This window comes from Nocardia niwae NBRC 108934 = DSM 45340, assembly GCF_001613465.1.
In the GTDB taxonomy this organism is placed as follows: Bacteria; Actinomycetota; Actinomycetes; order Mycobacteriales; family Mycobacteriaceae; genus Nocardia; species Nocardia niwae.
Window position 1 is genome coordinate 39,320 of sequence record NZ_BDCK01000018.1, and the last position, 21,680, is coordinate 60,999.

The following is a 21,680-nucleotide window of genomic DNA, read 5'->3' on the forward strand; positions in this document are numbered from 1 at the left end:
CGGACCTTTGCTAACGCCCCGGGACCGGGTTCCGCTGCGATGAGTGCCCACGCGCTCAGTGTATGGTCACCCGCCCCGCGCGAATTCGCCGAGGCTTCCCCCGACCGGCACGAGCGGGAAGCATCCGCTGTCCCGCCGTCGCCACCCGAGGAGGCGCGACGGCGGGATCTCAGTGGCGGATCACTCGTCCGCGGTCGAACTCGTGCCCGCCCCAGACGCCCGACTGTCCGGTGCGCGCGGCGAAATCACCGCACGCGTCCCGGATGGGGCAGCGCGCGCAGACTTCGCGTGCGTAATCGAAGTCTTGCGATGGGTACGGGAACCAGGCTTCGTGGTTGGGATCGCCGCGGCAGGCCGCCCGGTGCCACCCTCGGGAATCCGAGAGCGGGAGCAAATCGGCCAGGGTCAGCTCCGCGACGGCGGTGGTCTCGGTGCGCGTCATCGCGATCTTCTCCTTTCTCGGGTCGTGGTCAGGTCGCGGCGAGTTGCTTCCAGATCCGGCGTTGCTGCCGGACCTGATGGGTGGGTGCCTTCGGCTCCCAGAGCAGGCGCATGCCCGCCTCCTGCGGCGTGCGGTCGGCCTTGGCCGCGTTGCACGGCGCGCAGCAGGCCACGAGGTTGCTCCAGGTGTTCGGGCCACCCCGCGACCGCGGCCGGATGTGGTCCACGGTGCGTGCCCAGCCGGCGCAGTAGCCGCACCGGTTCCGGTCGCGGCGCAGCACGCCCGCCAGCGTGGCCCTGCTCTCGTCGTGCACCAGCACGGTGTGCTCCAGGTAGACATAGCGCAGCAGCCGAATGGTCTGCGGCAGTAAGAGTTCCACGTGCCGCGATCGGATGGGAAAGTGCGGTTCCCGGTCGGCCACCGACTCCGCGGCTCCGGCCACCAGCAGCACCACCGCCCGGTCGGCCTTGACCTCGTCGAGCGCCTCGTAGGAGGCGTTGAGGACGAGGACCCCGGTGTGTATCCAGTTGTCGGCGGTTATCGCCGCCTGGTCGGCGGCACGACGGAACGTCATGGGAATCACCATGTTTCGTGCGGAATCGAGCGAAGGGGAGCGGAGTGCGGCGATCAGCCGAGGATCTGGAGGCGGCTGTGGTCGGGTTCGCCGCGCTGTGCGCGCATCGGCCTGCCGAGCGTGCCGCCAACAGCCGACGATTGCGCCGCCCGGGTCACCAATCGCTTGGTCGTCTCCGAATTCACTGCCGCCCCTCCTCTCCACTGCTCGGGGCCACCTCGAGGCGGTGGCCGGTGTCGAAACACATGGTGGCACAGCGCACCCGCCGTTGTCGGGTCATTTTCCGGCGGGTGCCGCGGGGGCGGGCGCGGGGTGTCAGGCCGGTCGCAGCTCGGCCGCGCCGAAGGAGACGTCGAACCGGTCGCACCAGATCGCGACGCTGGTCAGCCGGGCCAGGTCGGCGTCGGCGGGGACGGGATAGTTCTGGTCGCCATGGTTGCCTTTGAGCTTGCCCAGGTCGGTATGGAGGCCGTCGTCGAAGACGAACCAACCGTCGCGGCCCGCGCGCACCGGCGCGTCGGTGAGCCAGACGTGCAGGTCGGGTCCGTCGGAGGTATCGAGGTCCTCCACTCGTAGCACCCGGCTGCCGTCGGGCAGCCCCAGGATCACGACGGTGCCGGAGGTGGCGTGCTCGTGGGAGATGAACGTGCCCCGGGCGAGGGCGCGTGGCTGCGCATCCGCGCCGCCCGGCCCCGACGGTGCGGCGGCCGACGGCGCGGCCTCCTGGACGGTGGTATCGGTGAACAGCCGCCAGGGCTGGAACGCGGCAAGCCCCACGCCCAGACCTATCACCAGCAGCACCGCGACGGCCCAGGCGATCGGCGATCGAGCGATTCCGCGTGTGGACGCCATGGCTTCTCCTCGGAGCGTCGTCGCGTGACCGGAACAAGGCCGGTGCACCGCGCAGGGGCGCTCGCCCCCATCCGATTATGGGGGCGAAGCGGTGGCGGCGTTAACGGAGCGGATCGGCGTCATCCGATCGGTGACTGCCCGAGCAGGACGCGACCGGTGAAATGGGTCTGCTTGGCCCGGGGCAACGGGTGGAACAGGCAGCCGTGCACGTCGCGATAGCGCATCTCGAGTTCGCAGTCGCGGGAATAGCCCAGGCCGCCAGCGGTTTCGATGGCCAGGCGCACGGTGTGCACGAGCGCGTCCGCCGCGGCGGTCTTCCGGCTGAGCGTCCGGCTGGCGTACTGATCGGTGTTGGCGAAGTGCAGGTTCTCCGAGGCGGCGAACATGGCGTCGACGAGGTCGCCCGCGGTGGTGTGCGCGGTGGCCATCTCACCGGCCAGCTGGACGGTCGGTGCGTCCGACCGCCCCGCCGCCGATGCGGTCGCGAGATCCACCGCGCCGTCGGCGATGCCGAGATAGGCCGCCATCACCAGCGGCATCGCGGCGCCGAGCACGACATTCAGCAGCGGCGGCCACACTGTGGCGGGCCGGGCCAGTGACACCGCCGCGTCGGGCACGAACACGTCCTCCAGCACGACGGTGTGCGAACCGGTCGCCCGCAGACCCATGGTGTCCCAGGTGCGCTCGATCCGCACGCCCTCGGCGGCGAACGGTATGGCGCAGTGCAGCACCTGCGGGCCGTCCGGTGCGTCGTCCCAGCGCACGCTGGTCACCAGGACGGTGCCCACCTCGCAGCCGCTGGCCGGGGCTTTGCGCGCGTGCACCCGGTAGCCGCCCTCGACCCGCTCGGCGCGGCCGTTGGAGCCGACCCAGTCCGAGGCGCCGGTGCTGACCAGGATCGCGCCCGCGACCACCTTGGCGAACAGTGGCGCGGCGTCGATGCCGTGGTTGTGCCGCCACACCTGGGCTGCGACCAAGTGGGTGTGCATCGCGAAGGCGACCGCGGTGGAGGGGTCGTGGCGGCCCAGTTCGCGCAGGATCTCGCCCATCTCGCGGTGGCTGACCCCGCCGCCGCCGAACTCGGCGGGCACGAGGGCCGCGGACAGTCCGCTCTCGCGCAGCAGGTCGAACGCGGCGAGGGAGATCTCCCCGGAGCGGTCCCGGTCGGCGACCTCCGGACGGAGGGTCTCGCCGACGCGGCGTGCGCGGGCGATCCAGTCGATGGTGGTGGTGTCGGTGATGGCAGGAGCTGTAGTGGTCATGTTTCGAAACTAGGAACGGCCGCGATAACCGGATAGTGCAGAAAGTGGACCTCGCCGGTCCACAAACGAGACCCCGTCCGCGAGGTGCCATGACGACTCCGACGCCGAGTTACGGCCAGTATTGCCCGATCTCCCGGGCGCTCGATCTGGTGGGCGAGCGCTGGTCGCTGCTGATCCTGCGCGACCTGCTGCTGGGCACCACCCGGTTCAACGACCTCGCGCGCGGCCTGCCCGGTCTGTCGCGCAGCCTGCTCGCCAAACGCCTGCGGCAGTTCGAACGGGCCGGGCTGGTGGAGCGACTGGTCGGGGAATACCTGCTCACCGACGCGGGCCGGGAACTGGAGCCGATCCTGTTCGGCCTCGGCGAATGGGGCGCGCGCTGGACTTTCGGCGCGCCGCGTGACGACGAGCGCGACCCTGCCCTGCTGGTGTGGTGGATGCACAGGCGGGTGGACACCTCGTCGTTCCCGGGCCGTCGCCACGTCCTGCTGGTGCGCTTCACCGACGACCCGCGGCGCTTCTGGATCGTGATCGAGGCGGGCGTGCCGTCGGTGTGCGAGTCCGATCCCGGCTATCCGGTGGACGTCACGGTCAGCTCCGACGTCGCCTCGCTGTATCAGGTGTGGCTGGGACGGCTGCCGCTGACGCACGCGCTACGGACGGGCCGGGTGGCGTTCACCGGCCCGCCCGCGCTCACCCGCCGGATGCCGTCGGTCCTGCGGCTCAGCCCCGTGGCCGGGTACGCGGACACCTCGCACCTCGACGCCGCCACCCAGCGCGCCTCCTGAACTCGGGCGACGATCCGGGCTCCGGCCTCAGAGATTCCCGACGACGTGCTCGAGGCGCCGGGCGACCAGCTCGCGCGCCTTCTCCCGCAGCGCGGGCCGGTATCCGCTCGGATACACCGGGTCGGCCGGGGCGTAGTCCTTCAGCACTTCTTTCGCGAGCGTGATCTTGTGCACCTCGGTGGGGCCGTCGGCGATGGCCATCACCTCGGCATAGGTGAGCATGTCGACGAACGGCAGATCCTGGCTGACGCCGAGCGCGCCGTGCAGGTGCAGCGCGCGCTGGGCGATGTCGTGCATCACCTTGGGCATGGCGACCTTGATGGCGGCGATGTCCTTGCGCACCTTCTTGTAGTCCCGCTCCTTGTCGATGCGCCACGCCGTCCGCAGGACCAGCAGCCGGAACTGCTCCATCTCGATCCAGCTGTCGGCGATGCGTTCCTGGGTCATCTGCAATCCGGCCAGCGGCCCGCCGCGCATCGGACGAGACACCGCTCGCTCGGCCATCATGTCGAACGCTCTGCGGACCATGGCGACCGTGCGCATCGCGTGGTGCACGCGGCCGCCGCCCAGCCGTGTCTGCGCTACGACGAAGGCGTCGCCTTCCGTGCCGAGGAGGTGATCGGCGGGGACGCGGACGTCGGTGAATCGCAGATGGCCCTCGTGCTCGCTGAATCCGGCGACGTGATAGTTCTTCACGATCTCCAGGCCGGGGGCGTCGGCGGGCACGATGAACATCGACATGCCTCGATACGGACTCACCTCGGGGTCGGTCACCACCATGACGATGTGGAAGGCGGCGAACTGCGCATTGGAGTTGAACCACTTCTCGCCGTTGATCACCCAGTGGTCACCGTCACGCACTGCGCGGGTCCGGAACAGCGTCGGGTCCGAACCGCCGGTGGGCTCGGTCATCACGTAGCAAGAACCGATCTCACCGGCCAGCAGCGGCTCGAGATAGGTCTTCTTCTGCTCCGGCGTGCCGTAGTGGGCGAGGATCTCCGCGTTGCCGGAATCCGGCGCCTGGCAGCCGAATACCGACGGCGCCCACACCGAGGTGCCGAGCACCTCGTTGAGCAGGGCCAGCTTCATCTGACCGTAGCCGGGACCACCCAGTTCGGGTCCGAGGTGGCAGGCCCACAGGCCCTGATCCTTGACCTGCTCCTGCAGCGGTCGCAGCAGTGCCATGGCCTCGCGATCGGTGCGGTCGTACGGATTGGGATACAGCAGGTCCAGCGGTTCCACCTCGGTGCGGACGAATTCCGCCGCCCAGTCCAGTTTCCGCTGGTACTCCGGGTCGGTCTCGAAATCCCAAGCCATGGTCAGCCTTTCGTGTCCCGCGCGGTGCCGGTCACCACGCCGTCGAGCAAAGTGGTCGCGAGGATGTCGGCGATCTCGCCGGGGGAGCGGTCGCCGTGCGGGCGGTACCAGAACGAGACCATGTTCACCATGCCGAGCGCGCTGTTGGTCACCACGTGGTCGGCGGTGCGCAGCAGGCCCTCGGCGTGACCGGCGTCGATGACGCGTTGCCAGCAGTGCTGCACCCGGTCGCGCAGCTCCTGCAGCTGCGCGGCGCGCTCGCCGGTGAGCGCGCCGACGTCGCGCAGCTGGATGGCCACCTCGCGCTGATGCCGGATGATCAGCCGGACGTGACTGTGAATCATCTCGCGCAGCTTGGTGACCGGATCGCCGGAGCCGTCGGCGATCGCTTCGGCCTCGGCCAGCATCGGCTGGATGTAGTCGCGCAGGATCTGCCAGAGCAGTTCCTCTTTGGAACCGATGTGGTAGTAGAGGGCGCCGCGCTGCACGTCGGCGCGCTCGCCGATCTCGGCCACGCCGGTGCCGTGGAAGCCCTGTTCGGCGAACAGGTCGATCGCCGCCCGCACGATGCGCGCCCTGGTGTCGCTCGCCGTCGACTCGGCGGCGGGCGGGCGGCCGCGCCTGCGGGACGGCGCGCTCATCGCGACGGGTCCAAGACGATCTTGCCCACCCCGTCGGCGCGCTCGGCGAACATCCGGTAGGCCGCGGGCCCTTCGGACATCGGAAGATGGTGGGTGACCACCGCCTCGGGCCGCAGCCTGCCGCCCGCGGTGAGTTTCAGCAGGGCCGGTAGCTCGTACTGGATCGAGCACAGCCCGATGTGGAATTCGAGGTCCTTCACCTGCGCCGCCATCAGATGGAACGGATAGGCGCGGTTGTGACTCACGCCGATCACGCTGACCCGGCCGCCGTGGCCGACGGCGCTGATCGCCAGCTTGATGGTCTCGTCGGCGCCGACCGCCTCGATCGCGACATCCGCACCGCCGCGCAGCATGTCGCGGATCGCCTGCTTCGGGTCGTCCGAGTCGACCGGCTCGGCGCCCAGCCCGGCGGCGCGTTCGCGGCGTTCGGCGAGCAGGTCGACGCCGAGCACGCGTGCCGCGCCCATCGCGAAAGCGGACTGCACCGCCATGAGACCGACCGGACCGAGCCCGATCACCACCACGGTGTCGCCCGGCGCGATCCGCGCGCGCCGGGCGCCGTACCACCCGGTGGGCGCGTTGTCGGTGAGCACGACGGCGGCGGTGTCGCTCACCTCGTCGGGCAGCTTCGCCAGATTGCCCGCGGCGTGCGGGACGGCGAGCACCTGGGCCTGGCATCCGGCCAGCGAGCCGCCGAGCCCATAGCAGGCGTCGACCGGCAGCGGATGGCGCTCGCACGCGGTGACGATCCCGGCGCGGCACTGCGCGCAGCTGTCGCACCCCGCGGAGGCGGCGACCAGCACGCGGTCACCGACGGCGAGCCCGCGCGCGTGCGGCCCGAGGTCCACGATCTCGCCGACCGCTTCGTGTCCGACGCCGTAGCCCGCGCCCGCGACGAATCCGTGCCCGGCGTAGATGTGCAGATCGCTGCCGCAGATGCCCGCCGCGGTGACCCGGACGAGCGCGCCGTCCGGTCCGGGCAGGGCCGGGTCGGGCCGGTGTCGGTACGAGATCTGCTGAGGGCCTTCGTAAGTCAGCGCCTTCATCGCCAGCCTCCGTCGACCGCGAGGGTGGCGCCGGTGCAGAACGCGGAGGCGTCGGTGGCGAAGAACAGCGCCGCCCCGACGATCTCCGCCGGCTTGCCGACTCGGCGCAGCGCGTTGTGCTCGGTGAGTTCCGCGCGCAGTTCGTCGGGCCACGCCGTGGCGATATCGGTGTCGAAGGGGCCGCACTGGATGGTGTTGACCCGCACGTTCGGCGCGAACGTCTGGGCCAGCCCGCCGGTCAGGGCGTTGAGTCCGGCCTTGGCCGCCGAATACGGGACCGCGAAGGGCTCCGGTCTGGTCGCCTCGATCGAGGAGACGTTGATGATCGAGCCGCCGCCGTCGGACGCCATGCGGCTGCCGATCAAGGCGGACAAGCGGAACGGTCCCTTCAGGTTCACCCCGATGACCTTGTCGAACAACGCCTCGCTGACCTGGTCCAAGCTCGGGTAGAGCGGCGAGAGGCCCGCGTTGTTGACCAGCACGTCCACCCGGCCGAACGTGTCGTAGACGGTCTCCACCAAGGCGTCGCACTGCGACCAGTCGCTGACGTTGCAGGCCACCGGCAAGGCGCGGCGGCCGAACCGCTCGGTCACCTCATCGGCGAGGGCTGCGCAGCCCTCCAGCTTGCGGCTGGCTATCACCACGTCCGCGCCGGCCTCGGCGAACGCCAGCACCATCTGCTTGCCCAGCCCCCGGCTTCCCCCGGTGACGACGGCGACCTTGTCGGTGAGTGACACCTGAACTCCTGCAAGTCATGAAATGTTCCGATCAGTACATTAAATCGGCCGCGGGTTAGGATCAAGGGGCTGTCCGGCCGACCGTCGACGGCGCTAGGACCCGCCGGGTGAAAGACCAGCTCATACCGGCGTGGCGGACGGATTCGGGCACAGTGCCTGGGCGACCCGGCGCGCGGCGACCCCACTACCCACGGGTAACATGGCACTGTTTTCCCACTCGGCTTTCTCGGAAGTGAGGCAGTAGATGACAGAGCGGATTCAGGTCGGCGGGCTCCAGGTGGCACGCGTTCTCCACGAGTTCGTCGAGAACGAGGCGCTCCCCGGTTCCGGCGTGGACTCCGCCGCGTTCTGGGCCGGCGCCGAGCAGGTCATCAACGATCTCGCTCCGCGCAACCGCGCTCTGCTGGCCGAACGCGACGAGATCCAGGGCAAGGTCGACGCCTGGCACGCGGAGCACCCCGGCGTGAACTACGACAAGGCCGCCTACAAGAACTTCCTGACCGAGATCGGCTACCTGCGGCCGGAGCCCGCCGATTTCCAGATCACCACCCAGAACGTGGACGAGGAGATCGCCGCCACCGCGGGCCCGCAGCTCGTGGTGCCCGTGATGAACGCACGCTTCGCGATCAACGCCGCCAACGCGCGCTGGGGCTCGCTGTACGACGCGCTCTACGGCACCGACGCCATCTCCGAGGCGGGCGGCGCGGAGAAGGGCGCCGGCTACAACAAGGTGCGTGGCGACAAGGTCATCGAGTGGGCGCGCAACTTCCTCGACGACTCGGTCACCCTGATCACCGGTTCGCACATCGGCTCGACCTCCTACAAGATCATCGACGGCGAGCTGGAGGTCGGCCTGGAGGACGGCACCAGCATCGGCCTGGCGGATGCCTCCCAGCTGGTCGGCTACCTGGGTGACCCGGAGTCGCCGACCTCGGTGCTGCTGAAGCACAACGGCCTGCACATCGAGATCCAGATCGACCCGCAGTCCCCGATCGGCAGCACCGACACCGCGGGCGTCAAGGACGTGGTGCTGGAGTCCGCGGTCACCACGATCATGGACTTCGAGGACTCGGTCGCCGCGGTCGACGCCGAGGACAAGGTGCTCTGCTACCACAACTGGCTCGGCCTGATGAAGGGCGACCTCGCGGAGAAGGTCAGCAAGGGCGAGAAGACCTTCACCCGCACCATGAACCCCGATCGCGTGTACACCGCGCTGGACGGCGGCGAGCTGGTGCTGCACGGCCGTTCGCTGCTGTTCGTGCGCAACGTCGGTCACCTGATGACCTCCGACGCGATCCTCGACGCTCAGGGCAACGAGGTGCCCGAGGGCATCCTGGACGGGCTGATCACCTCGCTGATCGCCAAGCACAGCCTGGCCGACGACGTGCAGCTGAAGAACAGCCGCACCGGCTCGGTCTACATCGTGAAGCCGAAGATGCACGGCCCCGACGAGGTCGCCTTCACCAACGAGCTGTTCGGCCGGATCGAGGACGTGCTCGGGCTGGAGCGCAACACGCTCAAGGTCGGCATCATGGACGAGGAGCGCCGGACCACGGTGAACCTGAAGGCCTGCATCCAGGCCGCCGCCGAGCGGGTGGTGTTCATCAACACCGGCTTCCTGGACCGCACCGGCGACGAGATCCACACCTCCATGGAGGCGGGGCCGATGGTCCGCAAGGCCGACATGAAGTCCCAGCAGTGGATCCTGTCCTACGAGGACTGGAACGTCGACACCGGTCTCGCGGCGGGCCTGCCCGGCAAGGCGCAGATCGGCAAGGGTATGTGGGCCATGCCGGACCTGATGGCCGACATGCTCACCCAGAAGATCGGTCACCCGCGCGCGGGCGCCAACACCGCGTGGGTGCCCTCGCCGACCGCCGCCACCTTGCATGCGACGCACTACCACCTCGTCGACGTGTTCAAGCGGCAGCAGGAGATCGCCAAGGGCGGTCGCCGTGCCACCGTCGACGAGATCCTCGAGATCCCGCTGGCCGCCGCGCCGAATTGGACCGACGAGGAGAAGCGCCAGGAGCTGGACAACAACTCGCAGTCCATCCTGGGGTACGTGGTGCGCTGGATCGACCAGGGCGTCGGCTGCTCCAAGGTGCCGGACATCAAGGACGTCGCGCTCATGGAAGACCGGGCGACCCTGCGCATCTCCAGCCAGCTGATGGCCAACTGGCTGCGCCACGGCATCGTCACCGCCGACGAGGTGGTGGCCAGCCTGGAGCGGATGGCCCCGGTCGTGGACCGGCAGAACGACGGCGACCCGAACTACCGGGCGATGGCGCCGGACTTCGCGGGCAGCATCGCGTTCCAGGCGGCGAAGGAGCTGATCCTGGAGGGCACCAAGCAGCCCAATGGATACACCGAGCCGATCCTGCACCGCCGTCGCCGTGAGGCGAAGGCGCTGGCCTGCGTCTAGTCTGCGCGTGTCGCGAATCCCCCGGTCCGGTCGGCCGGGGGATTCGCGCTTTCGGGGCGCCGGGAGTTTCGACTCCCTTTTATCGGTCCGTTACCCTGGGTGCCGCACGAGATCGGTCGATTTGTGAGGAAGATTCATGGGAAGCGTTGTGCTCGACATCGTGGCATTGCTCGCCAATCGCGCGGCGATGTTCTGGAATTGGATGGCCACCGGATCGGCGGGCTTCCCGCCGCTGTGAGCGTGCGGTGCACGAGCTGTGTCGAGTAGCGAAATCCCCTGGTCAGGTCTACTGGCCGGGGGATTTTTCGATTCGGGACGGAATCGAAAAACGTTCCGAAATGTTTGTTTTCACACCGGTGGACCGCACGCCCGGGCGCGTACGCGCGCCTGGCGCGCCGGGAATTCCGACATCCGCGGCGGATTCGGCGTATGGGAACTGTGGAGCGCGGCTTGTGAAATTGGCCGTGTGCCGCTTACGGGGCCTCCAGCCGCGGTTCGCGGGGCTTCCGCGCGTTGTCGTGATGGCCCGGGGGCAGGGCGATTTCGCCGCCGATCCCGCGCGCGAAGCTCCTGCTCCTCGTATCTTGAACACGTGAACTCCGGAGGGTCCTCGCGCACACGGTCTCGTGTTCCTCGTTGGTTCGTACTGTGGATGGGGCTGGTGACCGCCCTGGTGGCGATCTGCTGCGCGGCGCTGTTCTGGCAACTCGCCGCCGAGGGCACGTTTCCGACTCTCGTCGTGCTCTGGGTCGTCCTTGGTGTGCTGGGCGGCATCGCCGTCCTGTTCGGGCTGCTCGGCCTGCTGCGCTACCGCGCCTTCTTCTACAGTCTCGCCTCGCCGGTGCTCATCGGCGTCCTGGTGGCGCTGACACTCTACGACGTCCCGGAGGACACCGGCTGGCGCCTGTCCCGCGGCATCCTCGAAGACCAAGCCGCCGAATGCGCCCACCCCGGCCAGCGCCACCGGCTCGGCGTCTACACCATCACCTTCGTCACGCCCCGCGACGGCGGCTGCCTGTTCTACACCCAGGCGGGCGACTCGGATTCGGAGGGCTTCGCCTTCTTCCGCGACCCGGCCACCCCACCCCACCTCGGCCCACCCGCCACCAACGGCATCGAATACGCCGCCTTCGACGGCCAGTGGTACCGCTTCGTCGACACCCACTGACCACGCTCGCGGACGGCTGCGGTCACCGAGACCCGGTACCGAATACCTCGTCGAGTGCGGTCGCCGTGGCGGCGCGGGTATCCATTCCGTCAGGCGCGCATGATCGGTGCACGCCTCGATCTCGGCGGCGAGTACCGCGGGGACATCGAACCCGCGGGCATCGAGCATGGTGAGCAACGCCTTTGGCTTCGCCCTCGGCCATGCCGGGTGAGGTTGATCACCACTCGAACGGCAGGGGTTGGCGGGGCTCGATCCAGAGGGCTTCGGCGAGGGCGCAGAGGGTTCCGTCGGGGCGGGCCAAGGCCACGCCGACCGTGTGTTTGCGGCCGTTCGCGGAGACCGGCCAGCCGTAGGAGAGATAGGAGTCGCCGGCGCGGACCGGTTCGAACTGCGTGGCGGTGAGGGCGGCGGTGACCGCTCCGGGCCGCAGATCGCGCAGGGCCATCGCGGCCCAGCCGCCGGGACAATCCAGAGCGGCCCAGACGTTTTCGGTGGTGAGGAAGCCGTCGGGTCCGGCGAGGAGCGGATCCGGTGTCCACGCGGCGACGACCATGTCATGGACGGGCATGGCCCATGGCGACAAGCGCAGGCCGCGACCGGGCGCACACGCCGCTCCGCAGCCGTAGCAGTGGCTCATCTTGCGCAGCACGCCGGCGGTCGCACTCGCCGCGCGCGCCTCCGCCCACGGGGGCGCGGGCCGCGGCGTCACCGCGAGCGTCGACGTGGACGCTTCGGCGAGCACCGCACCGCCCAGGTCGGTGAGTGACGCGCCGCCGGAACCGTCGGTGGCGAGCACCACCGGCGTGTCCACGGAAACCCCGCGCCGAAAGTCGACGCGCACCTGCGCGGCACCGCTTGCTGCGGCCAGCAGCCCCGCCACGTACCCGCCGAAAGCCACTCCCGGATAACCACGCACGTGTGCGGGCACCGTGAACGCATCGGTCCGAAGCATCTGTTGCCCAACCTCTCCCGGCCGACGAGCACGACCCGGCTCAGCCGACCATACCGTTGTGTGGGCGACGGCCGACCAGCAGGGCGGCCATCTGCCGTGGCACGTCCGCGCAGGTCGAGGGCCTGGCGGAATATCCGTCGCGGCGGACGCTGTTGCGCCGAGATGTGACGAAAGCAGGAATGAACGTACTGGTCGTGTACGCCCACCCGAAGCCGGACTCACTCACCGGCGCCTTGAAAGACGTGGCCGTGCGGCAATTGCGGGCGGACGGGCACGAGGTGCGGATCACCGATCTCTACGCGATGGGATGGAAGGCCGCTGCCGACACCGACGATTTCGGCCCGGTCGAGGAAACCAACTTCATGCTGGCCTCGGGCGTGGCCTACCGTGACGGGATGCTGAGTCCGGACATCCGTGCCGAGCAGGAGAAACTGCTGTGGGCCGACGCTGTCGTCCTGCATTTCCCGCTCTGGTGGTTCGGTATGCCCGCGATCATGAAGGGCTGGGTGGACCGAGTTCTCACCTGCGATTTCGCCTACGGGGCCGGAGGTAAGGCGCTGCCCAGATACGGTGCGGGCGCGCTGGCCGGGCGGCGCGCGATGCTCGTGGTCTCCGTCGGGGGCAAGCAGCCGTCCTATTCCGATCGCGGGATCAACGGCCCGGTCGATGATCTGCTGTTCCCCATTCAGCACGGCATCCTGTACTACACCGGCATGGACGTGCTGCCCCCGTTCGTGGTGCACGACACGATCCGGCTCGGCGCCGAGCGCTTCGACGACGTCGCGCACGACCTGCGGCGGCGGATGTCGGAGCTGGCGGAAGTGGAGCCGATCCGATATCGACCGCAAGGCGGCGGCGACTACGACCGCAGCCTGCGTCTGGCGCCGGGTCGCGAAGAGGCGGGAGCGAGCGGATTCGGGTTGCACGTGGCGTCGTGACCGAGTGGTTCAGGGCAACGGCGCGGCTCCGCGCTGTGTGAGCAACACGCCCATCACCCCTGCTTCCTGGCCCTGCCCGTGGATCATGGCGCGGGCGATCTCCTTGACCGGTCCGGATTGCAGGAGACCGTCGGCCGTCCGGGCCATCGCGATTCCGCCCTGGTGGTGGCGGAACATCAACTGCAGGAACAAGATCTCCGCGTCCCGGCCGCGGGCCGCCGCCAGGTTGTCCAGTTCCGCCGTGCTCGCCATCCCGGGCATCGAGGGGGCCGCTTGCGTGACCGCGTCCGGATGCCGATGCGTCGCCGCGTCCGCGGTGTGCATCCACGTCATCGGGTCTGTGGAGCTGGGCGGCGCGTCCGCCAGGCGCAGCCAGCCGAGCATGGTGCCGATCTCCAGCCGCTGCGTGCGGTCGAGCTGCTCGGCCAGCCGGGCGATCGCCGGGTCGATCGAGCGGTCGAGCCGCTGCACCATGAGCAGTGCTTGCTGGTGATGGGTGGTCATGTCCTGAACGAAAGCGACCTCCAGTTCGGTGAGCACGGTTGCGGCGGAACGGTTTTCCGGAAACGCCAATGGACGCAGCGCCGCACCGAGCACGAGTAGCGCGAAGGCCGCCGACGCCAGGGCCGCGACGCGCATCCAGGGCCGCACGGCTACGACCCGACGATCGATCGCTGATCGGCCGGCGGTGAGTACACCTCGTCGTCCAGCCGCAGCACCATGAATCCGTTGTCCGAGCACGCGACGTAGAGCTGCGAGCCGCGCCATTCCGGCGGCGAGAGACACCAATCGGTCGACACGTCGCCGAAAGCGAGCCTGCCGGTGCGCGGGGTGGTGGCATCCAGCGGGTCGAACTGCCCTTCCAGCACGGCGCGCACCGCGGGGGGCGTGCTCATCAGCGGAACGCCGATGAGGGAGGCGAGCGCGTGCGGCGAGTTCCACAGGGTCAGGTTCTGCCCGGTGCGCGCGGGCGGGTTGTAGTAGGCGATCTCACGAATGGCGAAGGGGTCGCGGATGTCGAACACCCGGATGCCCGAGGAGATCCATCCGCAGGCCAGGGCGGTCGGGTTCACCTGGCGGTCGGCGGCGCAGTAGTGCGACTCGTAGGCGAAGGCGGAACCGCCCATGGACGAGCCGATATTGCTGTCGATGTGCTGGGGCAGGTTGATCTCGAGTTTGATCTTGTTGGCCACCTTGGGCGCGGTCTCGTCGGAGACGTCGATGAGCTTGACGCCGCCGGAACCGCCCTCGTCGACCGTGTAGAGATAGGGCTTGCCGTCGTAACTGACCGGGACGCTGTGCTGGGTTGCCCAGCCGTCCGTCCAGAACACCCGGCCGAGATGGTGCACCTGCGGGTTCGGGTCGCGGCGCTGCACCGCGCTGATGTCGAGGACGGTGAATCCGCCGAGTGCGGAGATGTACATCCGGTTGCCGTCGGGGCTGATGCCGAAGCCGTGCGCCTCGATGCCGGTCAGTCCCTGCCAGATCACGTGCGGGTTCGCCGGATCGGTCAGGTCGATCGCGCTGACGAAACCGGGCGCGATACCCGAGGCCCAATATGTATTGCCGTCCGGCGAGAAGCCGCCCTCGTGGGTCGTGATCGGCAGCGGCATCAGCAGATTCGTCCCCGGGCCTGGATTGAGCAGTCGCGGATGCGCGCAATCGGAGACGTCGTAGACCGACAGGTAGCCCACGCCTTCACCGACCGGGACGCCGGTGCCGACGAGCAGCTTGCGCTCGGTGTTGACCTTGAGGCTCTCCCACGTCCCCGCGAGCATGGCGGGCTCGGTCAAGGTCACCGTCGGGCGCGGGCGCGCCGGATCGGACACGTCGAGCACTTGGACGCCGCGCCCCTCGCTGATCAGATCGCCGGGAAAGAACGAGCCGAGGTAGGCGCAGTGCTCGAAGCTGGTGGAGGTGATGCCCGCCCCGCGCCCGGCGTAGCCGCCGACGAAGGAGATATTGCACCGATAGCCCAGGGCGCTGCGCCCGCTGTCGCGGTCGGCGGCCGTGACATCGCCTTGCAGACCGTTCTCGGGCGCGGCGCCGGGTCCGCAGTCGGCGCGCGGGACCGACGTGCGCCCGACGTCGAGGAACTCCTGCACGGCGCTCGGCGGATCCGATGACTGATCGGCCGAGGCGCTCGCGGGAAGCGACATGGCCGTGACCACGCCGATGGTGAGCAGGGCCAGTGGTTTGGTGCGGCACAGTCCGGCCAGTGGGCGCATCGTCGCGACCCCCCCAACTTCGTCGTCGAGCGTGGCTACCCAGGGTGACTGGGACAGTCACCGCTGAACTGTCTGAATGGTAATGATTCTCGGCGGCGAGAGGGCGAGTTTCGCCGGATCCCGGACGGATTCGCGAAGTTTTCCTCGGCGGTGTCAGCGTGGATGGGTCGGTTCGGTGCAGACCGGGTGCTCGGCCAGCAGTCCGTCACAGACGTCGAGGAACGTCCGTCGCAATTCGGCGGCGCGCTGGGCCAGCTCGGACTGGGCGCGCACGTACTCCGCGCGTCCGGCGGGCGTCTCGATGCGCACCGGCTCGTAGCCCAGCGCGGACAGATCGTAGGGGCTGGCGCGCATGTCGAGTTCGCGTGCGGCGCAGGCCATTTCGAAACAATCCAGCAGCAGATCCGAGGAGATCAGCGGCACGAGCTTGAAGCCCCACTTGTACAGATCCATGTTCGCGTGCAGACAGCCCGGCTGCTCGCGGTGGAGCTGGCCCGCGCGGGTGAGCGGCTCGGCATTGCGGTCGACGGCATCCGGGGTGAAGAAGCGATAGGCGTCGAAATGGGTGCAGCGCAGCGACATCGAGTCGACCACGGCGTCGGTGCCCGCTCGTCCGAGCCGCAGCGGCACCTTCTGGTGGCGGATATCGTCGGTGCGGTACACCATGGCCCATTCGTGCAGACCGAAGCAGGACAGCTGGGCGGGCCGGGAAGCGGTGGCACGCAACAGCTCCCCGACGAACTGGAGGGTGTCGCGGCGTTTCTCCAGGTAGGCGGGATCGGCGGTATAGACCTCCGCTGCGCTTTCCTCGACCTTCGACGCGGAGGCCGGACTGCCGCCGACGCGGTGATACCCACGGGCGCCCTGGTACTCGGCGGCGTCCGTCAGCCCGATGCCGTATCCCGGATGCCAGCGCCGCAACTGAGCGGGTTTGTGCCCGTAGTAGGTGAACAAGAAGTCGATCACCGGGTGGGACGAACCTTGTGCCCGCCGTTCGAGATAGGGCCCGACCAGGTCGTCCAGCCGGGCCCGGTGCGCGGCGGCGGCCGACCGCCACTGCGCACCGGACAACACCCGCATGCTCACCACACTCCGGCGTCTGCCGCTGTCCGAGTCGTCATTCGCCCACCCGATGTGTTCCGTCTCGGACGGTGCCGACGAACTCCTCCACCAAGTCCTCCAGCGCGACGATGCCGGTGGTGTTGCCCCGGTCGTCGACCACACGGCCGAGGTGGCTGTTCGTGCGCCGCAGCCGTGCGAGCGCCTCGTAGAGCGTGGTGTTCATGCCGACCGTGGGCAGCGGGCGGATATCGGTGCGCGGGATCGGCGTCCCGGGTCCGGCGCTCTCGTCGGCAACCTTGTCGAGCACGTCCTTGACATGCAGGTAGCCGACCAGTGAGCCGTCGTTCGCGTGCACCGGGAACCGGGAGAAGCCGGTCTCGGCGACGGCGGACTCGATGTCGCCGAGCGTCGTCCCGTTGCCGCGCAGGGGGATCGATCGGGTCGCGTCCCGCGGCACCATCACGTCGGCGACCACCCGGTCGCTGGTGCCGAGCGCCTGCGTCAGGCGGCGGTGCTCTTCCTCGTCGAGCAGCCCCTCGGAGCGGGACTCACCGATCATCTCGGCCAGCTCGACCGTCGAGACGGTGGCCTCGAGTTCGTCCTTCGGCTCGATCCGCAGCATGCGCAGCGACAGATTGGCGGCCAGGTTGTAGAAGGCGATGAGTGGACGGGCCAGCCGCAACCACATCAGGTGCACCGGCACCAGCAGCAGCGCGCTGCGCTCCGGCCCGGCCAGCGCGATGTTCTTCGGGATCATCTCGCCGAACAGGATGTGCAGGATGACCACGATGGTCAGCGCGAGGGCGAACGCCACCGGGTGCAGCAGCTGTTCGGGCAGGCCGATCAGATCGAACGGACCTTCCAGCAGGTGCGCGACGGCCGGCTCGCCGACGCGGCCGAGCAGGATCGAGCAGATGGTGATGCCCAGCTGTGCGGCGGCGAGCATCATCGAGAGGTTCTCGCCCGCCCGGATGACGGTGTTCGCGTTGCGCTTGCCTTGCGCGGCGAGCGCTTCGAGCCGGTCGCGGCGGGCGGAGATGAGCGCGAACTCGGCGGCGACGAAGAAGGCGTTGCCGCCCAGCAGCACGACGGTGAGCAGGACGCCGAACAGGTCACCCATGGCTGTGCTCCTTGGTCGCGAGGGCGTCGGCGTCTACCGGGATCAGCCGGACCCGGTCGATGCGCCGCCCGTCCATGCGCTCCACCCGGGCGATCCAGCCGCCCGTGCCATGGCTTTCGGCTGCCGTCCACTGCTGCGAACGGGGATTCGGCAGCACGACCTCGTCGCCCGTCACCGGGATGCGGCCGAGCCTGGTCAGCACGAGGCCGCCCAGCGTCTCGTACTCGCCCTCGGGCGCGTCGTATCCGGTCGCTCGGGAGACCTCGTCGATGCGCAGCAGGCCCGAGCAGTCCCAGCCGTCGGAGACGCGCCGTACGTCGCGCTCCTCCTCGTCGTGCTCGTCGCGGACGTCACCGAGGATCTCCTCGATGATGTCCTCCATGGTGACCAGGCCCGCGGTGCCGCCGTACTCGTCCACGACCAGGGCGACCTGCATGCCGTCGGCGCGGACGCGTTCGAGCACCTCGTCGCCGTCCAGGCTGGCGGGCACGATCGGGACCGGCTGGGCGAGCCGGTGTAGCGGGATGGTCCGGCGCGCGTGCACCGGGCGGGTGAACGCCTGCTTGACGTGCACGAAGCCGAGGGTGTTGTCGAGGTCGCCGTCGATCACCGGGAAGCGGGAGTAGCCGGTGCGGCCCGCCGCATCGATCAGATCGGCGATGGTGTCGTCCTTGTCGAGCGATTCGATCTTCACCCGCGGGGTCATCAGTTCCTCGGCGCTGCGCTCGCCGAATTGCAGTGACCGGTCCATCACCTGGGCGGTGGGCTGGTCCAGCGCGCCGCGTAGAGCGGATGTGCGCACCAGCGAGCCGAGTTCCTGCGGCGAGCGGGCCGAGCGCAACTCCTCGGCGGGTTCGACGCCGAGCCTGCGGACCACCCAGTTGGCGGTGCCGTTGAGGAAGTGGATCATCCACTTGAACACGACCGAGAACCCGACCATCGGTCCGGCCGTGACACGGGCGGTGGCCAGCGGTTTGGCGATGGCGATGTTCTTGGGCACCAGCTCGCCGTAGATCATCGACAGCGAGGTGGCCAGGACCAGCGCCAGGGTCAGGGCGATGCCGCTCGCGACGGCTTCGCTCAGCCCCAAGCCGGTGAACACCGGATTCAGCAGCCTGGCCAGCACCGGCTCGGCGATGTAACCGGTGATCAGCGTGGTGATGGTGATGCCGAGCTGGGCGCCGGACAACTGGAACGACAGGGTGCGGTGCGCGTTGCGGACCATGCGGGCGCGGACGTCGCCGGTGCGGGCGTGCGCCTCGACGGTGCTGCGCTCGAGGGCGGTGAGGGAGAATTCCGCGGCGACGAACAGGGCCGTGCCGACGGTGAGTGCGATGAATCCGATCAGGCTGAGCGCGGTGAGCGCGACGGACATGGTCAGCACCACCCGAACGGTGCTGGGGAATGGCCTGTGCGGAGTGGGACTACTGCGGGGAGGGGGACGCCGGGTCGGTCACCCGGCTCGGTAGAGGAGCCCTCCTGTGCGGCGCCCTCGGACGCGGGTGACAACTGGATCCTTTCGCGAATGTGTCGTGGTGCCGGTGTCCGGCAACCCCCATGCTACCGGCCCACCTGCCGAGCGGCGTGGGCCGGTGCCGGTGCGGTGCGCGTGTCGGCGCTCACCAACCGCTTGGCAGCGGGCGACCTTCGGCGAAGCCGGCCGCGGACTGCACGCCGAGCACGGCCTTCTCGTGGAATTCGGTGAGCGTCCGCGCTCCCGCGTAGGTGCATGCGCTGCGCACGCCGGAGCAGATGTGGTCGAGCAGGTCCTCGACGCCGGGTCGCTCGGGGTCCAGCCGCATCCGGGAGCTGGAGATGCCCTCTTCGAACAGCCCCTTGCGCGCGCGGTCGAATTCGCTGTCGGAGGCGGTGCGGGCGGCGACGGCCCGCTTGGACGCCATGCCGAAACTCTCCTTGTACGCGTTGCCGTCGCGATCGACGCGCAGGTCGCCGGGGGACTCGTAGGTGCCGGCGAACCAGGAGCCGATCATCACGTTGGACGCGCCCGCGGCCAGTGCGAGCGCCACGTCGCGGGGATGGCGCACGCCGCCGTCGGCCCAGATGTGCACGCCCAGTTCCTTGGCGGCCGCGGCGCATTCGGCCACCGCGGAGAACTGCGGACGGCCGACGCCGGTCATCATCCGGGTGGTGCACATCGCGCCCGGCCCGACACCGACCTTGACGATGTTCGCGCCCGCCTCGGCGAGTTCTCTCGTGCCCTCGGCGGAGACGACGTTGCCCGCGGCCAGCGGCACGCCGAGCCCGAGATCGCGCACAGCGGTGAGGGTTTCGAGCATCTTGGTCTGGTGACCGTGGGCGGTGTCGATGACGAGCAGGTCGGCGCCCGAATCCACGAGGGACTTGGCTTTGGCGGCCACGTCGCCGTTGATGCCCACCGCGGCCGCGACGCGCAGCTTGCCGGTGGCGTCGACGGCGGGCTGGTAGATGCCCGCGCGCAGCGCGCCGGTGCGGGTCAGCACACCGGCCAGCGTGCCGTCCTCGGCGGTGAGCACGGCGAAGTCGGCGTGCTCGGCGTGCAGCAGGTCGAACAGGTCACGCGGCGTGGTGCTCGCGGGGGCCCGCACGAAATCGGTGGCCGCGACCTCGCGCAGCCGGGCGAAGCGATCGACGTCGGCGCAGGCGGCCTCGGTCACCACGCCGACCGGGCGGCCCTCGTCGACCACCACGACCGCGCCGTGCGCGCGTTTGTGCATGAGCGCCACGGCCTCGGAGACCGAGCGGTCGGGATCGAGGGTGACCGGGGTGTCGGCGGTGAGCGAGCGGCTCTTGACGAAGGCGATGGTGTCGGCGGCGGCGGTGATCGGCAGGTCCTGCGGAAGGACGACGATGCCGCCGCGACGCGCCACGGTCTCGGCCATTCTGCGCCCGGCGACGGCGGTCATGTTCGCCACGACGATCGGGATGGTGGTACCCGACCCGTCGACCGTCGAGAGATCGACGTCGAAGCGCGACGCGACGTCCGTCCGGTTCGGGACGAGGAAGATGTCGTCGTAGGTCAGGTCGTACGGCGGCTGATGACCGGGGAGAAAGCGCACTCGACCGATGATATCCGGGCGCCGACCGGTGCGCGCCGTTCTCCCGGAGGTGCTGCCGCATTTCCCCCGCTACCTCATGCGAATGCCGGCCGCGCGGCTTCGGGCGCCGAGCGCGGCCGCGTCGAAGCGATGGCAGGCCCGTCGCGGGGGCGCTTGCACCGAACCGCGGCCGGGCGATGCCGGCGTCCGTCGACCCCGCCGGTTCCCCGCGCCGGTCGGTCCGGTTCAGGCGACGGCTTCGGAGCGGGAGAGCATGATCGTGGTGATGACCATGACCACCACCGCACCTGCGGTGACAACCAGCCCGCCGGTGTCCGCGCGCAACCGCTCGTCGAGCACGGCGATGCCGATGAACGCGGCGGCCAGTGGTTCGGCGACCGTGACGGCGGGCAGCGAAGCGGTCAGCGGCCCCACTTGATAGGCGCGCTGCTGCAGGTAGACGCCGGTGACGCCGGCCGCGACCAGGGCCCAGGTCTGCCAGCCGCCCAGCACGTCTCCCAAACCGTGTTCGAACAGGCCGGTGACATAGTCGGTGAGTGCGGCGGCCAGCCCGTAGAGCGCGCCGCTCGCGGCGCCGAGCAGCAGCGCTCGCCACGCGGGCTCGCGTGCGGCGATCCCGGTGACAGTCGCGGCGGCGATCAGGCCGACCAGGAGGCCGAGCGGCAGGAGCCACTCGCGCAGCGGCGCACCGGTATCACCTTCGGTCGGATCGCCGACGAGCACGAAGCAGGCCAGCGCGGCGGTCAGCGCGAGCGCGGTCGCCCACGTGCGCGGCGCCACACGGCGATCGTTGAGGCGGGCGGACAGCGGCAGGGCGAACACCAGCGCGCTCACCAGGATCGGCTGCACCAGCAGGACCGCGCCCAGGGCGAGGGCGGCGACCTGCATGGCATACCCGCCCGCGTCTCCGACGACGCCGGCCCACCAGCGGGGGGCGCGCAGCAGCGAGCGGACCAGCGACTGGCTTTCCGGCACCGCGGCCGCCGCGCTCTGCTGCGCGACCGCAGCGACCGCGAACAGGAGCGCGGCCAGCAGCGCGCAGCCGACGGCGGCTGCCGGATGGGTCGACATC

At 69.7% G+C, this 21,680-nt stretch carries 21 protein-coding genes; 4 read left to right on the forward strand and 17 right to left on the reverse strand.

What is annotated here, in order from left to right; translation table 11 throughout:
- Positions 1 to 169: 169 nt before the first annotated feature.
- From NNI01S_RS10845 to NNI01S_RS10860, 5 genes are all read right to left on the reverse strand, one after another.
- Positions 170 to 442, reverse strand: coding sequence for a WhiB family transcriptional regulator (locus tag NNI01S_RS10845; protein WP_063019924.1), 273 nt, complete (start codon positions 440 to 442; stop codon positions 170 to 172).
- Positions 443 to 470: 28 nt separating this feature from the next.
- Positions 471 to 1,016 carry an HNH endonuclease gene (locus NNI01S_RS10850; RefSeq protein ID WP_063020097.1) on the reverse strand — a complete coding sequence of 182 codons (546 nt, stop codon included), beginning with the start codon at positions 1,014 to 1,016 and terminating at the stop codon, positions 471 to 473.
- A gap of 53 nt (positions 1,017 to 1,069) precedes the next feature.
- Entirely contained in the window at positions 1,070 to 1,201 is a 132-nt protein-coding gene (locus tag NNI01S_RS36330) for a hypothetical protein (RefSeq protein WP_281180615.1), read from the reverse strand.
- 130 nt (positions 1,202 to 1,331) lie between these two features.
- A complete protein-coding gene (locus NNI01S_RS10855; protein WP_063019925.1) occupies positions 1,332 to 1,868 on the reverse strand; it encodes a DM13 domain-containing protein in 537 nt (178 codons plus the stop codon).
- Between the two features lie 119 nt (positions 1,869 to 1,987).
- Positions 1,988 to 3,130 carry an acyl-CoA dehydrogenase family protein gene (locus NNI01S_RS10860; RefSeq protein ID WP_063019926.1) on the reverse strand — a complete coding sequence of 381 codons (1,143 nt, stop codon included), beginning with the start codon at positions 3,128 to 3,130 and terminating at the stop codon, positions 1,988 to 1,990.
- An 89-nt stretch (positions 3,131 to 3,219) separates the two neighbouring features.
- Here NNI01S_RS10860 and NNI01S_RS10865 point away from each other — a divergent pair, with 89 nt between their 5' ends.
- Positions 3,220 to 3,918: a winged helix-turn-helix transcriptional regulator gene (locus tag NNI01S_RS10865; protein ID WP_063019927.1), complete on the forward strand. Its 699-nt coding sequence runs from the start codon at positions 3,220 to 3,222 to the stop codon at positions 3,916 to 3,918.
- A 27-nt stretch (positions 3,919 to 3,945) separates the two neighbouring features.
- Here NNI01S_RS10865 and NNI01S_RS10870 read toward each other — a convergent pair whose 3' ends face one another.
- The 4 genes from NNI01S_RS10870 to NNI01S_RS10885 are packed head-to-tail and all read right to left on the reverse strand — an operon-like array spanning position 3,946 to position 7,659.
- On the reverse strand, positions 3,946 to 5,235 hold the full coding sequence (locus tag NNI01S_RS10870; RefSeq protein ID WP_063019928.1) for an acyl-CoA dehydrogenase family protein: 1,290 nt from the start codon (positions 5,233 to 5,235) through the stop codon (positions 3,946 to 3,948).
- A gap of 2 nt (positions 5,236 to 5,237) precedes the next feature.
- Positions 5,238 to 5,876, reverse strand: coding sequence for a TetR/AcrR family transcriptional regulator (locus NNI01S_RS10875; RefSeq protein ID WP_063019929.1), 639 nt, complete (start codon positions 5,874 to 5,876; stop codon positions 5,238 to 5,240).
- Positions 5,873 to 6,922 (reverse strand): zinc-binding dehydrogenase, encoded by a 1,050-nt coding sequence (locus NNI01S_RS10880; protein WP_063019930.1) that lies wholly within the window; start codon positions 6,920 to 6,922, stop codon positions 5,873 to 5,875. The genes NNI01S_RS10875 and NNI01S_RS10880 overlap by 4 nt, the downstream gene beginning before the upstream one ends.
- On the reverse strand, positions 6,919 to 7,659 hold the full coding sequence (locus NNI01S_RS10885) for an SDR family NAD(P)-dependent oxidoreductase (protein WP_084488706.1): 741 nt from the start codon (positions 7,657 to 7,659) through the stop codon (positions 6,919 to 6,921). The genes NNI01S_RS10880 and NNI01S_RS10885 overlap by 4 nt, the downstream gene beginning before the upstream one ends.
- A gap of 244 nt (positions 7,660 to 7,903) precedes the next feature.
- On the opposite strand from NNI01S_RS10885, the gene NNI01S_RS10890 reads away from it, so the two are divergent.
- Both NNI01S_RS10890 and NNI01S_RS10895 read left to right on the forward strand, forming a co-directional pair.
- Positions 7,904 to 10,084, forward strand: coding sequence for a malate synthase G (locus NNI01S_RS10890; protein WP_063019931.1), 2,181 nt, complete (start codon positions 7,904 to 7,906; stop codon positions 10,082 to 10,084).
- 661 nt (positions 10,085 to 10,745) lie between these two features.
- Positions 10,746 to 11,252 carry a hypothetical protein gene (locus NNI01S_RS10895; protein WP_157114700.1) on the forward strand — a complete coding sequence of 169 codons (507 nt, stop codon included), beginning with the start codon at positions 10,746 to 10,748 and terminating at the stop codon, positions 11,250 to 11,252.
- Positions 11,253 to 11,469: 217 nt separating this feature from the next.
- Here the strand turns inward: NNI01S_RS10895 and NNI01S_RS10900 are convergent, their stop codons facing one another.
- Positions 11,470 to 12,204 (reverse strand): PaaI family thioesterase, encoded by a 735-nt coding sequence (locus NNI01S_RS10900; RefSeq protein ID WP_063019933.1) that lies wholly within the window; start codon positions 12,202 to 12,204, stop codon positions 11,470 to 11,472.
- A 179-nt stretch (positions 12,205 to 12,383) separates the two neighbouring features.
- Here NNI01S_RS10900 and NNI01S_RS10905 point away from each other — a divergent pair, with 179 nt between their 5' ends.
- On the forward strand, positions 12,384 to 13,142 hold the full coding sequence (locus tag NNI01S_RS10905) for an NAD(P)H-dependent oxidoreductase (protein WP_063019934.1): 759 nt from the start codon (positions 12,384 to 12,386) through the stop codon (positions 13,140 to 13,142).
- 9 nt (positions 13,143 to 13,151) lie between these two features.
- Here the strand turns inward: NNI01S_RS10905 and NNI01S_RS10910 are convergent, their stop codons facing one another.
- The 7 genes from NNI01S_RS10910 to NNI01S_RS10940 form a co-directional block, all read right to left on the reverse strand.
- On the reverse strand, positions 13,152 to 13,781 hold the full coding sequence (locus NNI01S_RS10910; RefSeq protein WP_063019935.1) for a DUF305 domain-containing protein: 630 nt from the start codon (positions 13,779 to 13,781) through the stop codon (positions 13,152 to 13,154).
- A gap of 14 nt (positions 13,782 to 13,795) precedes the next feature.
- Positions 13,796 to 15,370, reverse strand: coding sequence for an LVIVD repeat-containing protein (locus NNI01S_RS10915; RefSeq protein WP_063019936.1), 1,575 nt, complete (start codon positions 15,368 to 15,370; stop codon positions 13,796 to 13,798).
- Positions 15,371 to 15,523: 153 nt separating this feature from the next.
- On the reverse strand, positions 15,524 to 16,450 hold the full coding sequence (locus tag NNI01S_RS10920; protein ID WP_063019937.1) for a hypothetical protein: 927 nt from the start codon (positions 16,448 to 16,450) through the stop codon (positions 15,524 to 15,526).
- A gap of 37 nt (positions 16,451 to 16,487) precedes the next feature.
- Positions 16,488 to 17,552: a hemolysin family protein gene (locus NNI01S_RS10925; protein ID WP_063019938.1), complete on the reverse strand. Its 1,065-nt coding sequence runs from the start codon at positions 17,550 to 17,552 to the stop codon at positions 16,488 to 16,490.
- The gene (locus NNI01S_RS10930; RefSeq protein WP_063020099.1) at positions 17,545 to 18,927 is read right to left on the reverse strand and encodes a hemolysin family protein; all 1,383 of its coding nucleotides are present in this window, start codon (positions 18,925 to 18,927) and stop codon (positions 17,545 to 17,547) included. The genes NNI01S_RS10925 and NNI01S_RS10930 overlap by 8 nt, the downstream gene beginning before the upstream one ends.
- 244 nt (positions 18,928 to 19,171) lie before the next feature.
- Entirely contained in the window at positions 19,172 to 20,608 is a 1,437-nt protein-coding gene (locus NNI01S_RS10935; RefSeq protein WP_063019939.1) for a GuaB1 family IMP dehydrogenase-related protein, read from the reverse strand.
- Positions 20,609 to 20,833: 225 nt separating this feature from the next.
- Positions 20,834 to 21,679: a DMT family transporter gene (locus NNI01S_RS10940; RefSeq protein WP_063019940.1), complete on the reverse strand. Its 846-nt coding sequence runs from the start codon at positions 21,677 to 21,679 to the stop codon at positions 20,834 to 20,836.
- Position 21,680: the final 1 nt, after the last annotated feature.

Coding starts and splice junctions, on each gene's coding strand:
- NNI01S_RS10845 (WP_063019924.1), bottom strand. CDS start 442: ATGACGCGCACCGAGACCACCGCCGTCGCGGAGCTGACCCTGGCCGAT.
- NNI01S_RS10865 (WP_063019927.1), top strand. CDS start 3,220: ATGACGACTCCGACGCCGAGTTACGGCCAGTATTGCCCGATCTCCCGG.
- NNI01S_RS10850 (WP_063020097.1), bottom strand. CDS start 1,016: ATGACGTTCCGTCGTGCCGCCGACCAGGCGGCGATAACCGCCGACAAC.
- NNI01S_RS10920 (WP_063019937.1), bottom strand. CDS start 16,450: ATGCGGGTGTTGTCCGGTGCGCAGTGGCGGTCGGCCGCCGCCGCGCAC.
- NNI01S_RS10870 (WP_063019928.1), bottom strand. CDS start 5,235: ATGGCTTGGGATTTCGAGACCGACCCGGAGTACCAGCGGAAACTGGAC.
- NNI01S_RS10880 (WP_063019930.1), bottom strand. CDS start 6,922: ATGAAGGCGCTGACTTACGAAGGCCCTCAGCAGATCTCGTACCGACAC.
- NNI01S_RS10915 (WP_063019936.1), bottom strand. CDS start 15,370: ATGCGCCCACTGGCCGGACTGTGCCGCACCAAACCACTGGCCCTGCTC.
- NNI01S_RS10905 (WP_063019934.1), top strand. CDS start 12,384: ATGAACGTACTGGTCGTGTACGCCCACCCGAAGCCGGACTCACTCACC.
- NNI01S_RS10930 (WP_063020099.1), bottom strand. CDS start 18,927: ATGTCCGTCGCGCTCACCGCGCTCAGCCTGATCGGATTCATCGCACTC.
- NNI01S_RS10890 (WP_063019931.1), top strand. CDS start 7,904: ATGACAGAGCGGATTCAGGTCGGCGGGCTCCAGGTGGCACGCGTTCTC.
- NNI01S_RS10855 (WP_063019925.1), bottom strand. CDS start 1,868: ATGGCGTCCACACGCGGAATCGCTCGATCGCCGATCGCCTGGGCCGTC.
- NNI01S_RS10925 (WP_063019938.1), bottom strand. CDS start 17,552: ATGGGTGACCTGTTCGGCGTCCTGCTCACCGTCGTGCTGCTGGGCGGC.
- NNI01S_RS10940 (WP_063019940.1), bottom strand. CDS start 21,679: ATGTCGACCCATCCGGCAGCCGCCGTCGGCTGCGCGCTGCTGGCCGCG.
- NNI01S_RS10910 (WP_063019935.1), bottom strand. CDS start 13,781: ATGCGCGTCGCGGCCCTGGCGTCGGCGGCCTTCGCGCTACTCGTGCTC.
- NNI01S_RS10860 (WP_063019926.1), bottom strand. CDS start 3,130: ATGACCACTACAGCTCCTGCCATCACCGACACCACCACCATCGACTGG.
- NNI01S_RS10900 (WP_063019933.1), bottom strand. CDS start 12,204: ATGCTTCGGACCGATGCGTTCACGGTGCCCGCACACGTGCGTGGTTAT.
- NNI01S_RS10875 (WP_063019929.1), bottom strand. CDS start 5,876: ATGAGCGCGCCGTCCCGCAGGCGCGGCCGCCCGCCCGCCGCCGAGTCG.